Origin of the sequence: Streptomyces sp. NPDC058812, assembly GCF_042744565.1 — a bacterium.
GTDB lineage: Bacteria > Actinomycetota > Actinomycetes > Streptomycetales > Streptomycetaceae > Streptomyces > Streptomyces thinghirensis.
Map to the genome: position 1 here is coordinate 38,062 of NZ_JBHYOB010000021.1, position 13,840 is coordinate 51,901.

13 protein-coding genes are annotated in these 13,840 nt (G+C 70.6%); 6 read left to right on the forward strand and 7 right to left on the reverse strand.

From position 1 onward, the window contains the following. Nucleotides 1-52 precede the first annotated feature (52 nt). The 6 genes from ACFW48_RS32095 to ACFW48_RS32120 form a co-directional block, all read right to left on the reverse strand. Nucleotides 53-1,174, reverse strand: coding sequence for a 2-oxo acid dehydrogenase subunit E2 (locus tag ACFW48_RS32095; RefSeq protein ID WP_386320932.1), 1,122 nt, complete (start codon nucleotides 1,172-1,174; stop codon nucleotides 53-55). Next, nucleotides 1,171-2,184 carry an alpha-ketoacid dehydrogenase subunit beta gene (locus tag ACFW48_RS32100; RefSeq protein WP_386320935.1) on the reverse strand — a complete coding sequence of 338 codons (1,014 nt, stop codon included), beginning with the start codon at nucleotides 2,182-2,184 and terminating at the stop codon, nucleotides 1,171-1,173. Before ACFW48_RS32100 ends, ACFW48_RS32095 begins: the two co-directional genes overlap by 4 nt. Then, complete coding sequence (locus ACFW48_RS32105; RefSeq protein WP_386320938.1) at nucleotides 2,181-3,152, reverse strand: thiamine pyrophosphate-dependent dehydrogenase E1 component subunit alpha; 972 nt, start codon at nucleotides 3,150-3,152, stop codon at nucleotides 2,181-2,183. The genes ACFW48_RS32100 and ACFW48_RS32105 overlap by 4 nt, the downstream gene beginning before the upstream one ends. Nucleotides 3,153-3,162: 10 nt before the next feature. Then, on the reverse strand, nucleotides 3,163-4,125 hold the full coding sequence (locus tag ACFW48_RS32110; protein WP_386320941.1) for a ketoacyl-ACP synthase III: 963 nt from the start codon (nucleotides 4,123-4,125) through the stop codon (nucleotides 3,163-3,165). Then, nucleotides 4,125-4,397, reverse strand: coding sequence for an acyl carrier protein (locus tag ACFW48_RS32115; RefSeq protein ID WP_386320944.1), 273 nt, complete (start codon nucleotides 4,395-4,397; stop codon nucleotides 4,125-4,127). Before ACFW48_RS32115 ends, ACFW48_RS32110 begins: the two co-directional genes overlap by 1 nt. A 71-nt stretch (nucleotides 4,398-4,468) precedes the next feature. Then, nucleotides 4,469-5,608, reverse strand: coding sequence for a thioester reductase domain-containing protein (locus ACFW48_RS32120; protein WP_386320947.1), 1,140 nt, complete (start codon nucleotides 5,606-5,608; stop codon nucleotides 4,469-4,471). A 347-nt stretch (nucleotides 5,609-5,955) separates the two neighbouring features. On the opposite strand from ACFW48_RS32120, the gene ACFW48_RS32125 reads away from it, so the two are divergent. The 6 genes from ACFW48_RS32125 to ACFW48_RS32150 all read left to right on the forward strand — a co-directional run bounded on the left by ACFW48_RS32125 (nucleotide 5,956) and on the right by ACFW48_RS32150 (nucleotide 12,468). Beyond that, on the forward strand, nucleotides 5,956-6,615 hold the full coding sequence (locus ACFW48_RS32125) for a hypothetical protein (RefSeq protein ID WP_386320950.1): 660 nt from the start codon (nucleotides 5,956-5,958) through the stop codon (nucleotides 6,613-6,615). Between the two features lie 49 nt (nucleotides 6,616-6,664). Continuing rightward, nucleotides 6,665-8,422: an NAD(P)/FAD-dependent oxidoreductase gene (locus ACFW48_RS32130; RefSeq protein ID WP_386320952.1), complete on the forward strand. Its 1,758-nt coding sequence runs from the start codon at nucleotides 6,665-6,667 to the stop codon at nucleotides 8,420-8,422. A gap of 90 nt (nucleotides 8,423-8,512) precedes the next feature. Beyond that, nucleotides 8,513-9,097 (forward strand): sigma-70 family RNA polymerase sigma factor, encoded by a 585-nt coding sequence (locus tag ACFW48_RS32135; protein WP_345627140.1) that lies wholly within the window; start codon nucleotides 8,513-8,515, stop codon nucleotides 9,095-9,097. A 104-nt stretch (nucleotides 9,098-9,201) separates the two neighbouring features. Continuing rightward, nucleotides 9,202-9,876, forward strand: a complete 675-nt coding sequence (locus ACFW48_RS32140) for a hypothetical protein (RefSeq protein WP_386320956.1) — start codon at nucleotides 9,202-9,204, stop codon at nucleotides 9,874-9,876. A gap of 92 nt (nucleotides 9,877-9,968) precedes the next feature. Next, on the forward strand, nucleotides 9,969-11,546 hold the full coding sequence (locus tag ACFW48_RS32145) for an ABC1 kinase family protein (protein WP_386320959.1): 1,578 nt from the start codon (nucleotides 9,969-9,971) through the stop codon (nucleotides 11,544-11,546). Nucleotides 11,547-11,589: 43 nt separating this feature from the next. Further along, on the forward strand, nucleotides 11,590-12,468 hold the full coding sequence (locus ACFW48_RS32150) for an SAM-dependent methyltransferase (RefSeq protein WP_386320962.1): 879 nt from the start codon (nucleotides 11,590-11,592) through the stop codon (nucleotides 12,466-12,468). A gap of 58 nt (nucleotides 12,469-12,526) precedes the next feature. Here the strand turns inward: ACFW48_RS32150 and ACFW48_RS32155 are convergent, their stop codons facing one another. Next, nucleotides 12,527-13,768, reverse strand: coding sequence for a condensation protein (locus ACFW48_RS32155; RefSeq protein ID WP_386320965.1), 1,242 nt, complete (start codon nucleotides 13,766-13,768; stop codon nucleotides 12,527-12,529). Nucleotides 13,769-13,840 lie beyond the last annotated feature (72 nt).

The window sequence follows — 13,840 nt, forward strand, 5'->3', positions numbered from 1 at the left end:
TCCGACGGGCGGTACCCCGGGGTGGCGGGGTTCCGTGGTGGCGGGTCGGCGGTCAGCCGAGCGCGGCCGGTGCCTCCAGCTCGGCCTTGACGTCCTCAAGCAGGGCCATCGCGTCCCTGCCGTTGACCACCCGGTGGTCGTAGACCAGGCCGAGGTGGACGAACCGGTGGCTGCGAGGGGTGCCCTGCGCGTCCAGGAGCACCTGGTCGTCGACGGCGCCGATGGAGATCACGCAGGTCTGGCCGGGGAAGACGATGGGGGTGGCCAGGACCATGCCCTCCGTGGTGTGCGGGGCGACCATGATGTTGGCCCCGGCGAGTTCGGCGGCCTGGAACGTGCCCCGGAACGCCTTGCTCCGGAAGCCGGTCAGCAGGTCGGCGATCCGGTCGCTGCTCAGCTCGGCGGCGTCGTGCACCACCGGGGTGTACAGACCCCGGCCCGCGTCCATGGTGACGCCCACATGGGCCCGTTCGCTCTCGCGTACCGCGCCGTCGTCGTCGGTGAGCGCGGCGAACATCAGGGGGTGTGCCGCGTGCCGGCGCGCCACCGCCTTGATCAGCAGGACGGGCAGGGAGACGAAACTGCCGGTGCGCTCGGACAGCTGGCGGGCCAGTTCCTCCGCCTGTCCGACGTCGACCTTGGCGTAGGCGGCCGCGGCCGGAACGGTCCGCATCGACTCGGTCACCACCGCCCCCACCGTCCGCTGTCGCTTCGACAGTTGGCGCTGGGGGGAGGGGGGCGCCGACGCGGCCCGCCGCACCAGGGCCTCGACATCGGCCGTACGGATCACCGTGCGCCCGAGACCGCACAGCTCGGCCTCGGACACGCCGTGGCGGTCGGCGAGCGCACGGGCCGCGTTGGTGATGCTCAGCTCCGCGCCGGGGGGTGCGGATGTCGCCGCCGGGGTGGCGGCCGACGCCCGGTAGGAGTCGCGCTCCTCGGCCGACTCGAAGAGGTAGGCGATGGTCTGCCCCGGCCTGCAGTCCTGGCCACCGACGACGAGGACGTGCAGGATTCCGGGGCCGGTGCTCTCGATCTCCTCACTGGCCTTGGAGGTCTCCACGACCGCCAGCGGTTCCTCGCCCTCGATGCTGCTGCCGTCGGGGACGAGCCACTCGACCAGGGTGTAGCTGGAGTCGTTCGTGTTGAGCGTGGGCAGCTCGATGCCGATCACTTCGTCGCCTCCATGATCGCGCGGTGGATGGTGGACGGCTGGAGCAGCACGTCGTGCTCCAGGTGCGCCGCGGTCGGTACGATGCTCGGCTCGGCACTCAGCGGCAGCACCGGGCGGGCCAGTCGGCTCCACAGCTGCTCGTGGAGTTGCTGTGCGAGCAGTTCGCCCCAGGTCCCGTCGGCCGTGGAGTCCTCCATGACACAGATGCGGTCGGCACGGGACAGCACCGGGAGCAGCGCCTTGCTGTCGAAGGGGTAGAGCTGGGAGGGCACCAGCAGTTCACACGTGATCTCCTCTTCGAGGAGCAGGGTGCGCAGGGCGGTGACGGCCCGCTCGGTGAGCCCGCCCGGGGCCAGGACGATCCAGTCGGGGGGCCCGCAGTCCGGCGCGAACACCCGGGCGGTCTCGCTGGGATCGGCCAGCACCTCGTAGCGGAAGAGGTCGTCCACGACCCCCGCCTGGTACATGGCGCGGGTGTAGAGCACCTTGTCCTCGAAGAGCACACCGGGCTCCTCGCGGTCGAGCATCGCGGTCAGTACGCGCTGGTTGTCGTGGAACGGGGAGACTTCCCGCAGGTGCAGCGAGGGAATGCCGAGGAAGTGCTTCTGCAGGCTCTGGCTGTGCGTTGGGCCGTACCCCCGGTTGCCGCCGGTGGGGCAGCGGACGACCATGCTCATCGGGACCCTGCGGCCGTACATCGACACGGACTTGGCGGCGAAGTTCAGCAGCGGGTCGAAGGCCAGCGCGGCGAAGTCCGAGAACATCATCTCGACCACGGACCGGTTGCCGGCCAGGGCCAGGCCCGCGCCCACGCCGGCGATGCCGCCTTCGCTCAGCGGTGAGGAGAGCACCCGGTCCGGGAAGCGGTCGGAGAGCCCCCGGGTCACTTTGAACGCCCCACCGTAGGGGTCGGCGACGTCCTCGCCGATCAGATAAGTGCCGGGGTGGGAGCCGAGGAGGTGGTGCAGTGCGCTGTTGAGGTTCTCGGCCACGCGCTGGCGCCTGGTCATCGGGCCTCCCATCGGGACGCCGGACGCGCGCCGACCTCTCGTACGACGGCGGCGACGGCCTCCGCCTGTTCCTGGTCGGCGGCGGCGGACTGTGCGGGATGGTCCTGTCGGTAGCGGCGGTACCAGTCGTGCCGGGCCGCTCGCTCACGGACCTCGGCCGCGCGGGTGTCGTCCCCCTTGCTGTGCGGGCCCACGCGGTGGGTGACGCACTCGACCACGTACGGCCGGTGCCGGTCGCGGACCTGCTCGACCACGGGGGTGAGGGCGGCGCGTACGTCGGTGACGTCCACGGAGTCGATCCGCAGGTGCCCGACGCCGAAGGCCGCCGCCCGGGTCTCGACGGTGCCGGACATCTGCCGCTCGGTCGGTGTCGACTGGGCGATCCCATTGTGCTCCACCACGACGAGCACCGGGACCTGCCACAGCTGCGCCATGTTGAGCGCCTCGTACACGGCGCCCTCGCCCCAGGTGCCGTCGCCGATATGGACCACCGCGATCCGGCCCGGCTCGGCCCGCTTCAGGTGCAGGCCGACTCCCACGGCGACGGGCAGGCTCTGGCCCTGTACGCCGGTCGACAGGTAGCGGTCGCGGTAGATGTGCTGGCTGCCGCCTACGCCGTGGCAGACGGCACCGGCCCGCCCCATGATCTCCGCGAGCAGACCGTGCGGGTCGTGGAAGCGGGCCAGGTAGTGGCCGTGCCCGCGGTGGTTGCTGAAGACGTAGTCGCCCTCGTCCAGCAGCGGGTAGAGCGCGACGGGGATGTACTCCTGGCCGAGGCAGGTGTGCGTGGTGCCGTGCAGCCGGCCCTGGGAGAACAGCTCCAGCACGGCCAGTTCGAAGTGGCGGATCATCAGCAGGGTGCCGAGATCGGCGTCGGACAGACGGGACAGGGGACGGGCCACGACACCGGCTTCGGGTTCGCTGTCGGGCCTGAGGTCGACCGCGGGGGACGCGGACGTGACGTTCATGAGGTGCTCCTTACGGAAGTTCGACCACCTGGGCGCACCAGGTCAGCCCGGCGCCGAAGCCCAGGAGCAGCGCCTTGTCGCCGGGCCGTACGGTGGCCGAGGCGAGCAGCGACTCCAGAGCCAGCGGGATGGACGCCGAACTGGTGTTGCCGTCGGTGACGATGCTGCGGGCGATCGCCACGTGCGCGGGCGGGCGCAGTCGGCGCACCATCGCGTCGATCAGCCGCCCGTTGCACTGGTGCGGCACGAAGGCGCCGATGTCGTCCCAGGTGAGCCCGGCCGCGTCGAGTGCGTCCCGGGCCACTTGCGGCATGTGCGAACCGAACCAGCGGACCACCCGGGTGCCGTCCATGTGCATGTACGGGCGGGCGGCACCGGGTTTGGGCGGGGCGCTGGTCATCCAGGGCTCACCAGGGCCGTGGGTTCCCCACACCGCCGGTCCGATCCCGCCGTGCTCCGCGGCGCTGACCACCGCGGCCCCGGCGGCATCGCCGAAGACCATGACGGTCCCGCAGTCGTCGGGGTCGGTGATGTCGCTCAGCCGCTCGGCGGCGACGACCAGGATCTGACGCGCCTGCTGTGCGGCGATGAGTCCGGAGGCCAGGGTCAGCCCGTAACTGAACCCGGCGCACCCGCCGTTGACGTCGAACCCGCCGGCCCGGCCGGCTCCGATGCGGTGGGTGAGACTGGCGGCCCGGCACGATGCCTGGCCGACGCTGCTGGCGGAGGAGAACAGGACACAGTCCAGGTCCTCGGCGAGCACTCCCGCGTGGGCCAGGGCCTTGTCCGCCGCCTGCGCGGCCATCTCGACGAAGGTGTCGTCGGGGTCGGCCTTCAGCCTGGTCCGGATTCCGGTGATCTGCTCGATCCAGCCTTCCTCATGGCCGAACCTGGTGTCGAGTTCGGCGCTGGTGAGCAGGCCACCGGGGCGGTAGACGCCGATGCCGGTCAGCCGTCCCGCGCCCCGGGCCATCAGCGGGCTCCGTCCGCCGCGGCGACGGCTGCCTGGCCGTTCACGTAGTCGAGGGTCCGCCGGACGGTGCGCAGGTCGTGCACCGCCTCGTCCGGGATGGGAACGCCGTAGCGCTCCTGGATCCGCTCGGCCAGTTCGATGACGGCCATCGAGTCGAACCCCAACGATGTGAAGGGCGCGTCGGCCGACTGCTCCGAGATCGCCCGGGCCGCTTCGGCGCCGGCGATCTCGGCCACCATCGCCGCCAGGTCTTCCAGAGTGAAAGGGGACATGCGGAAACTCCAGCTGATGAGATGCGGGGAGGGGTCCACGGGAGGGACGGGAGGAGAGGACCGCGCGTGGGTCACTGGGCGGGCAGCATGACGTCGCGGCTCAGGAAGGCGAGCACCCTGCGGAAGTAGTCGGAGTCGAGCACGGGCGGGGCGCGGTGCGCGGACGCCGCGGTGGGGCCGGCGGTGTCCTGCCCCGGGGCCGGGATCATCTGCCGGAGGGTCTCGACGGCCAGCCGCATGGTGCTGCGGGGGACCTCGTCGCCCAGGTCGCGAAGCCGCTCCAGCCAGGTGTCGAACGGAACGAGCGGAAGGTCGACACCCGCGTCCGCGAAGCCCTGGAAGTACGACCGGAAGGGCAGCGGTTCGGGATCGATCACGTGGAACACCTGTCCTCGGGCACGCCGACTCAGGGACAGGTCGACGATGGCGCGGCTGGTGAAGTCGACCGTGCCCACCGGCAGGAGACCGGGGTGGTCGGGGGCGCAGCCGGCGCGGATGCTCGCCGTCGTCAGGTGGACGAACCAGTCCGACTTCCCCGCCAGGCCGGTGCGCGAGTCCGCCAGGATCACACCGGGCCGGTGCACCATCGTGGGCGATCCGCGGTCCGCGGCCTGCGCGACCAACTGCTCGGCGACCCATTTGGTGGCGCAGTAACCGGAGACACCGGTCCCGGCCTCTCGGGCCGCCGGGATCACCCCCATCGTCGAGATGTAATGCACGGGAATTCGGCGGGCCCGGGTCGCCAGTCTCAGGATTTCCTGGGTTCCCGACACATTGCAACCGCGTAGGATCGGGTAACTCGCCAGAAGATTGACCCAAGCACCGCAGTGGTAAATGACGTCGATGCCGCGCGAGAGGCCCGAGAACTCCTCGTCGGTCAAGCCGAACCGCGGCTTCGCCAGGCTGCCGGGCACGACGTCGACCCGGGACATGTGGTGCACCGGCACATCCCGGGCGCGTAACTGACCGGCGAGCCGCTCCCGGGCCTGAGCGGCCGACTCCGCCCTCACCAGGCAGTGGATTCGAGCGTCGGTCGCATCCAGCAGGTCGGCGAGCAGGAAACCGCCGAGGAATCCCGTGGCTCCCGTCAGCAGAATTCTCTCAGGCGGCCCTTCGGGAACATCCGTCAGAGCCGACGCATCGATTTCCGCCGAAAGTCGCAAATCGTCACTGATCGGGAAACTGGCCATACCAACACCGCATTTCAGCACAGGCGAGATTCGGTCCTGCCCTCAACACTCCCCGCACCTCACGGGGTTTACTACAGAAATCTTCCACCAGTGGGAGCGCAGGGCGCATCCTCCTGACTGTCACCCGCACCCGCACCACCACCACGGGTGAGTAGGGCTCATTCATTCGAACAGGCCACGCCTGCGAATGGAGGGCCGGACCGTACGCCCGGAGCGCGTTACCGGTATCGCGCGCCGTCGGTTGCACGCCAACGCGCTTACACGAACGGAGCGTTGGGAGACGGGGGGCGGGGGGCGGGGGCGGCCCGGGCGTAAAGACAGGTGAGAAGGACACAGCCAACAGGTTGCGAGACAAGGTGGGTTGAGCCATGGCCGCAGGCCCTGAGACGCCGGAGGTCTCCGATTCCGATGGGAGCGGGGCGAGTTCACACCCCGATCCACCGAAGGCGCTGCCCGAGGCATGGCAGCCTCTGCTCGGCCGCCCGGCCCTCGCGGAGCTGCTCGGGCACCCCCTCGCGGGCGCCGCGCTGAAGGAGATGTGCCGGCTCCTGCCACCCCACGTCGCCGTGCACTCTCTGCGGACGTTCCTGCTGGCCGACGCCTGTGCGCGGACCCACGGGACCGCCTACGACCGGGTCGGCCTGCTGGCCGCCGCGGCGTTCCACGACGCCGGGCTGGTAGGGCGCACTCCGCTCGGTCGCGGTGGATTCCCGTGCCGCTCCGCCCAGTTGCTCGACCACTTCCTGGCCCGGCACCAGGTGGGCACGGTGCGGCGCACGACCCTCACGCGTGCGGTGCGCGAGCACATGCGGCCGTTCCCCGCTCGCGACGCCGGACCCGAGGCGCGGCTGCTGCACTTCGGCGTGTGGCTGGACGTCACCGGGCGCGGCGAGCGGCAAGTGCCTGGTGACCGCCGCCTGTTGGCCGGACTGGCGCCCACCCCCCGGTTCGCCGTGTCCTTCTCCGCCCGGGTGGTGGCCTGCGGGCTGCGCCGGGTGCTGCCGGGCTCCCCGGTCACCCACCGGTGACCGGGGAGCCCGGCGACTCGCCCTTCCCGTCGCGAAAGGAACCGCAGACATGCAAGAAGACCAGCGTGTTTTCGATGTCGCCATCGTCGGAGGCGGCATCGGCGGGACGATGCTGGGGACCGTACTCGCACGTCACGGAGTGCGTGTGCTGCTGCTCGAAGGCAGCGGCCACCCCCGGTTCGCCATCGGAGAGTCCACCGTCCCCGAGACCACGTTCGGCCTCCGGGTCCTGGCCCGCCGCTACGACGTCCCTGAGCTCGAGCACCTGGCGACCAACGCGGCACTGCGCCGCCACGTGTCGTCGAACAGCGGGGTCAAGCGAAACTTCAGCTTCATCTACCACCGGGAAGGTGAGCCCACCCGGCCCGACGAGTGCACCCAGTACCCCACCTGGGGACCTCCGCTCGGTCCCGACTCGCACTACTTCCGGCAGGACGTGGACGCGTACATGTTCCACGTCGCCGTGTCCTACGGCGTGACCGCGTACACCCACACCATGGTCGACGACGTGAAGTTCGAGGAGGACGGCGCGACTCTCGTCACCCGGGACCGGGGCACCTTCCGGGCTTCGTACGTGGTCGACGCCGGCGGCATGCGGGCGGTCCTGCCCGAGCGCCTCGGGCTGCGGCAGGAACCGCCCTACCGCACGAGGTCGCGCACGATCTTCACGCACATGGTGGACGTGCGCCCCTTCGACGCCGTGGCGCCTTCGCGTGAACAGCACGGAATGCCCAGCCCGTTCAGCCAGGGAACGCTCCACCACATGTTCCCGGGCGGATGGTTCTGGGTCATCCCGTTCGACAACCAGTCGACCAGCACGAACCAGTTGTGCAGTGTCGGCATCAACCTCGATCTCGACCAGCACCCCCGGCCGGAGGACATCTCGGCGGAGGAGGAGTTCTGGCGGTACGTGCGCCGGTTCCCCAGTGTGGCCCGGCAGTTCGAGCGGGCACGGGCGGTCCGGCCGTACGTGTCCACCGACCGCACCCAGTTCGCCTCGCAGAAGGTGGTCGGCGACCGGTGGTGTCTGCTGCCGCACGCCAGTGACTTCATCGACCCGCTCTTCTCCAGCGGTCTCGCCGTCACCGTGATGGCACTGAACGCGCTGAGCCACCGGCTGATCGACGCGGTGCGCCAGGACGACTTCGACACCTCCCGGTTCGCGTACCTGGATCACTGGACCAAGCGCATGTTCCGGTTCTACGACGACCTGGTGTCCTGCAGCTACATCGCGTTCGACGACTTCGACCTGTGGAACGCCTGGAACCGCGTGTGGACCATCACCACGCTGTACGGCACGAACGCCCAGAACCAGGTCGCCGTGACGTTCGAGAAGACGCACGACCCGGCCTGTTTCGACATGCTGGAGCAGCCGCCGTACCGAGGTCTCCAGGGTATGGACAACCCCTGGGTGGAGCGGATGTTCGACCAGTCGCGGGACGCCGTACTCGCCTATCGTGCGGGCGAGTTGACGAAGAAGCAGGCGATCGCACGCATCTACGAGCTGCTGGCCGAGAGCGGACTGGCCCCGGCGGTGTGGGGCACCCTGGACCCCGACGACCGGTGCCCGTCCGGGGTGTTCACCCTCTGGCCGCTGATGAAGATCCTGCTGTGGGGCAAGTACCGCTCACCGCGGCACGTCCGGGGCTCCTACTTCACCGGCGGAGCGCGGCTGGTGGGCAAGGAAGCGGTCCAGGCGTACACCACCGAGCTGCGCGCCGGCAGCTCCCAAGTGCACCAGACCGTACGGGACATGTGGCTCAACTGGAACCGCGACTGGGCACGGCGGCCCGCTCCTCGGAAATGAGCACGGAAAAACATTTCTGCCGACTGGCGGAGGTGCATATTCCGGTTTGCCGCTCCAGGACCTCGGGTAGGAAAACCACATGGCCGACAAATGGAAAGTCGGCCGCGGTTCTCCCTGCTCAATCCGAGAGACAACGGGCTGCAATCCACGATGGTGCGACATTCCACCTGCCAATCGCCCGCTGAATGCTCCTGGGAAGAAATCTTCCAGCATCAGGACCGCCTCATGCGGCTGGTTCGGCGAAGACTACCAAGTTTTCAGGACGCCGAGGACTGCGTTCAGGAAACCATGGCCCGGGCAGCCGCCCACGCCGCGTTGGACAGGAATCGACTCGGTGCCTTTCTGACGTCCGTGGCGCTTCGCCTCTGCATCGACTTCTACCGTGACATGGAGCGTCGCAGCAGACTCCTCCAGCGTGCGGCGCTCGCGGAAACCCCGGGTACGACTGAGGAGGACGTCTGCGACGAGGACTTCGGCAGATGGCTTCTGGGCCAGGTACAACACCTGCGGGGGCGGGAGCAGGAGGTCATACTCGCCCGCGCCAAGGGTATTTCCACTGCGGAATTCGCCCGCATACACAACATCTCCGTCAAGGCGGCCGAAGCCGCCTTCACCAGGGGCCGCGCGCGATTGAAGAACGTCTGCGCGAAAGCCTTGGAAGGCTGCGCCCGATAACACCCGAAAACCGCACCTCTCCCATCGCAGAGAAACGGAAAGGGACCACACTCATGGGCAATAGCAAGAACATCCAAGACATCGTCAAGGATTTGGTCGGTGATATGACCGACAGCTGGAAGGAGGCTTTCGACGACCTCCTGAACCGAGACGACGACTCAGGATCGTCGCGCGGCTCCGGCAACGCCGTCAACACGCTGGCCGGGCTGCCCCCGAACGCCCTCGCCGCACTGGCCGGGGCCGTCAACCCGGCGACCGCGCTCGCGGGTGTCGCCAACCCGCTGGCCGCCCTCGGCGGGGTCGGCGCAGCCGGCAACCCGCTCGCCGGCCTCGCCTCGGGGGCCGCGGGCCCGCTGGGGAACATCGCAGGCGCAGCGCAGAACCCCCTGGCCGCGCTCACCGGTGCCGCGGGCGGCGGCAACCCGCTCGCGGCCGCGCTGGGCGGGGCGGGCAACCCCCTGGCCGCGCTGGGCGGGGCGGCCAATCCGCTCGCCGCGGTCGGCGGCGCGGCCGGTGCGCTCGGCGGGCTCGGTCAACTGGCCGGAGGCCTCGGACACGCGGCGAGCGGAGCGGGCGACCTGATGGCGCTCCCGACCCAGCTCGCCCAGCTCACCCAGGTGCTCCCCAAGCTCCTGGAGGCGGTCCAGGGCCTGCAGAACCTGACCAACCTGCCGGCCCAGGCCGGTCAGCAGGGGCTGGCGGCCCTGCAGGGCCTGACCGGTCAGCAGGGGCAGGGCGGGAAGCCGTCCCAGGGCGGACAGTCCTCGACCTCGGGCTGACCGGCCGTGCCACCGTCCCGTCCGGCCGTCTCCGTGAGGCACGCCGACCGCCGTTCCGTACCCGGGTCCCGATCTGAGGAGGATCACACACGATGACGTCTGTCGTCGGCGATCGGCTGCGTCTCGTGGTCAGGGTCCTGGGCAGCCTCGTGGCCGACGAGGTGGGACAGGCGGCCCGGCTGCGGCGACGTACGAAGCGGGACACGCGGTCCCCGGCGGAGGACACCGATGTCTCCGCCGGGTCCGCGGCCGAGGCCACCGCCGGGGCGGAGCAGCGCCGCGCCAAGGCGGTACGGCACGCCCTGGAGAGCCTCGGTCCCTTCTACGTGAAGCTCGGCCAGGTCCTCTCCACCCGGCCCGACATGGTCCCCCAGTCCATCCGGGACGAACTGCAGAACCTGCACGACGAGGTCGACGTCCAGCCGTTCTCGGAGTTCGAGCCGGTACTGGCCCGGGACCTCGGGCCGAACTGGAAGCTGCGCTTCGACGACATCGAGACCGTCGCCCCGCTGGGGGCGGCGTCCCTCGCCCAGGTCTACCGCGTGACGCTGCCCGGCGGGCGCGCGGCCGTGGTGAAGATCCAGCGGCCCGGCATCCGCGAGGGCGTACTCGCGGACATGGCCCTGATGCGCCGGGCGTCGAAGATCGTGGCCCGCGTCGCGCCCCGGTTCAACGAGGTCATCGACATCGAGGCGATGCTCGGCTCGGTCTTCGACGCCATGGAGCCGGAGCTGGACTTCACCGGCGAGGCCCGCAACATGGACGAGGCCCGCGGGCACGTCCGGTCGTTCCGTTCGCTGGAGGTGCCCCGGGTACTGCACGCCAGCCCTCGGGTCCTCGTCCAGTCGCTGGCCGACGGGAAGTCGGTGCGGCACGTCGACCGCGCGCACTTCACGGACGACGAGCGCGTGGAGATCGGCAAGGACCTGCTGCGGTTCATGTACCACGGGTACTTCGTCCATCGCTTCTTCCACGCCGACCCGCACGCCGGCAACGTCTTCGCCGCTCCCGGCGGACCCGCGACGCTGATCGACTGGGGCATGGTCGGCCGCCTGGACCGCAGGACCAGTCTTCAGCTGCTGCCGCTGTTCATGACCTTGGCGCAGAACGACGGGGCCGGGGTGGCGCAGCACTGGGCGGAGATGGGCCGGATGACGCCGTGGGCCAACATGCCCGCGTTCGCCGCCGACATGGCCTCGTTCGTGCCCAAGGTCTCCCATCTCTCACTGGAGGACATGAACTTCGGCGTGGCGCTCACCACCGTGCTGGCCAAGGCGACCAAGCGCGGGATCGGTTCGCCGCCGGCCGTCTCACTGCTGGGCAAGTCCTTCGCGAACCTGGACGGTTCGGTGCGGTGCCTGGCTCCCGAGATCACGCTGCCCGAGGTGTTCCAGGGGGAGGTGCCGAAGATCCTTTTCGCACTGGGCCGCGAGTTCCTCGGCCGCAACCAGTTCGCCCGGAACTCCATGGAGCTACTGCTGGCCGCCGTCACCAGTCCCGAACAGGTCCGGGGCGTCCTCTCCGACGTGGCCAACCGTCAGTTCGCCCTGAACATCCACGAGCCGCGCACCCCCGCCGCGATGGGCGGCCAGCGGCCCACCCGCCCCTCCGGAAGCCTGCTCGCGCTGGGTGCCGCGGCCTTCCTGCTGGGCCGTCGCCGCTCCGGATGATCCGGGTCCGCACAGCCACCCCGCCCCACCTCAAGGAGGTCCCATGCCGGAATCCACACGTCCGCAGTCACCGTTCGCGCCGGCCGCCGCAACCCCGCACGGCATCTCCCGCGCGGCGCTCTGGACGGCCGCCGCACACGCGGCGGAGAACCTCCGGCCCGCGCCGCTCGTCCGCGACCCGTGGGCCGCCGACTTCCTCCACGCGGCCGGGTTCGACGGGGGCCCGCCCGGTGACGGACCGATGCAGCGCCTGCTGCCCGACTATCAGGTGGTACGCACCCGCTTCTTCGACGACTACCTGCTCGCCGCGGCCCGTTCGGGCTGCCGCCAGGTGGTGCTGCTCGGCGCCGGGCTGGACACCCGTGCCTTCCGGCTCGACTGGCCGACCGGGGTGCACGTCTTCGAGGTGGAGGACGCGGCCGTACATGCCTTCAAGGAACGGGTATTGGACTTGAGCCGGCTCTCCTGCGGACGCCGCACCGTCGTCGAAGCCGACGGCACGGCATCCTGGAGAGAGGAACTCAGGGCGGCGGGATTCGATCCCGGCAGGCCCACCGCATGGCTCTGCGAGGCACCCCTGTACTTCCTTCGGCCCCCGGAGGTCGAGGCCGTCGTCGCCGCGATGACCGAACTCTCCGCGCCCGGCAGCATGTTCGGCGCCGAGTGCGTGAACTCCGCGACCATGTCCTCCCCGCTCGTCGCGCCCTTCATGGACGCCCTGTCGACGATCGGACTGGCCTGGAACTGGCAGCTCGCCGAGCCGGAGCGCTGGTGGGCGGAGCACGGCTGGGACGCGGGGGTCGCCGACCTGTTCACGCTGCCGTACGCGGTCGAGCGCCTCTCCCCGTATCTGCCGCTGATCGGCACGGCCGCCGCGAAGAGCGTCTTCCTCACCACCGGAACGCTGCGCGGCACTCCCTGACACGGCACCACGCGCAGGCCCCGGACGGTGCGTCCGGGGCCTGCGCGTGGTGCCGTGGCTACGGCCGCTCCAGCTCCAGCAGCGCCGCGAGCCACAGGTCGGGGAGTTCGTCCGCGGTCGCCAGGGCCTCGTCGTGAACGACGGTCAGGCACGCGGTGTCGTGCTGGCTCGTCAGCGTCGTCACACACCGGATGCCTGACGCGACGCCGGCGAAGACGGCCGCACGACGGGCCGCGACCCCCTGGTGGACCAGGGCCGTGCCGAAGTTCACGCTGCTCACCGGGCCGGCCACGAACGCCCCGCGGACCAGGCGGGTGCCGACGGTGGCGCCGAGCGTCCGCGGGGCGGCGGACAGCAGCAGGCGCATGGCGTCGCGCCGCCGGCTCTCCCGCAGCCGGCCCGTGCGGGCGACGACCCGGTCCAGGGCCCGCTGGGGTGACTCCTCGTCGCAGGGCAGCAGGAGCCGGGCGGTGACCATGCGGTTGCCCGGGGCGTACTCCTCCCCCGGGGCCCGGACCGACATCGGGATCGACACGGGCAGCGGCGGATGGGCCGAGCCGGTGTCCTTCAGGTACCAGGTGCGGACGGCGTGGGACAGGGCCGCGAGATAGACGTCCGTGACCGTACCGCCGTGGGCGCGGGCGATGGCGCGCAGCCGGGCCAGCGGGGTGTCGGCGTGGCAGACGTCGACGCGGCCCGTGGATTCTCCGTCGAACGCGGGTTTCGGGGTGGGTGCGCGGAAGGCGGCCACCACTTCGCCCAGGGCGTCCGCGAGACCGTGTGCGGTGGGCCGGGCGGGATGCTGCGGGGCCGGTCCGCCCTCGGGGTGGTCTCCGAGGAGAGCGCGGGCGGTGTAGGCGGCGCCCATGCCGTCCTGGAAGGTGTGGTCGGTTCGGTAGACCAGGGTGTGGCGGTCCGCCGGGCCGTGGACCAGCCACACGTCCCAGGGCGGCCCGTCGTCCGTGCTCATCGGCCGGGACAGCATCAGGCGGCTGGTCGCCGACCCGTCGGTGTCCTCGGGCAGCCACGCTTCGTGCACATGCCGGTCCACCGCGATCCGGTCCACTCGCCCGAATTTCCTGCGGTCCCGTGCGATGCGGTAGCGCAACGTCGGGACGCGGTGGACGCGTTCGGCGACCCGCGCGCGTACGGAGTCCAGAGTGGGGGCACGGCCTTCGAACCCGAACGTGAACGCGATGGGCACGGGGCTTCCGCCCGTCGCCAGGTGGAAGGCGACATCTACGGTTCCCATGGACAGGGACGGCGGCAGGCGGCCGTCCGTACCGAAGTCGGGTCGCATGGTGGAACCTCCTGGTCGGGTTCTGAGGGTCTGTGGGGCTGCGAGGCTGGGGTCTGCGGCCGGCGGCTCATG

What these genes read in the sequence shown, in the direction of transcription:
- ACFW48_RS32100 (WP_386320935.1), bottom strand. Translation starts at nt 2,184, where the DNA reads ATGACCAGGCGCCAGCGCGTGGCCGAGAACCTCAACAGCGCACTGCAC.
- ACFW48_RS32105 (WP_386320938.1), bottom strand. Translation starts at nt 3,152, where the DNA reads ATGAACGTCACGTCCGCGTCCCCCGCGGTCGACCTCAGGCCCGACAGC.
- ACFW48_RS32110 (WP_386320941.1), bottom strand. Translation starts at nt 4,125, where the DNA reads ATGGCCCGGGGCGCGGGACGGCTGACCGGCATCGGCGTCTACCGCCCC.
- ACFW48_RS32115 (WP_386320944.1), bottom strand. Translation starts at nt 4,397, where the DNA reads ATGTCCCCTTTCACTCTGGAAGACCTGGCGGCGATGGTGGCCGAGATC.
- ACFW48_RS32125 (WP_386320950.1), top strand. Translation starts at nt 5,956, where the DNA reads ATGGCCGCAGGCCCTGAGACGCCGGAGGTCTCCGATTCCGATGGGAGC.
- ACFW48_RS32130 (WP_386320952.1), top strand. Translation starts at nt 6,665, where the DNA reads ATGCAAGAAGACCAGCGTGTTTTCGATGTCGCCATCGTCGGAGGCGGC.
- ACFW48_RS32135 (WP_345627140.1), top strand. Translation starts at nt 8,513, where the DNA reads ATGGAAAGTCGGCCGCGGTTCTCCCTGCTCAATCCGAGAGACAACGGG.
- ACFW48_RS32140 (WP_386320956.1), top strand. Translation starts at nt 9,202, where the DNA reads ATGACCGACAGCTGGAAGGAGGCTTTCGACGACCTCCTGAACCGAGAC.
- ACFW48_RS32145 (WP_386320959.1), top strand. Translation starts at nt 9,969, where the DNA reads ATGACGTCTGTCGTCGGCGATCGGCTGCGTCTCGTGGTCAGGGTCCTG.
- ACFW48_RS32150 (WP_386320962.1), top strand. Translation starts at nt 11,590, where the DNA reads ATGCCGGAATCCACACGTCCGCAGTCACCGTTCGCGCCGGCCGCCGCA.
- ACFW48_RS32155 (WP_386320965.1), bottom strand. Translation starts at nt 13,768, where the DNA reads ATGCGACCCGACTTCGGTACGGACGGCCGCCTGCCGCCGTCCCTGTCC.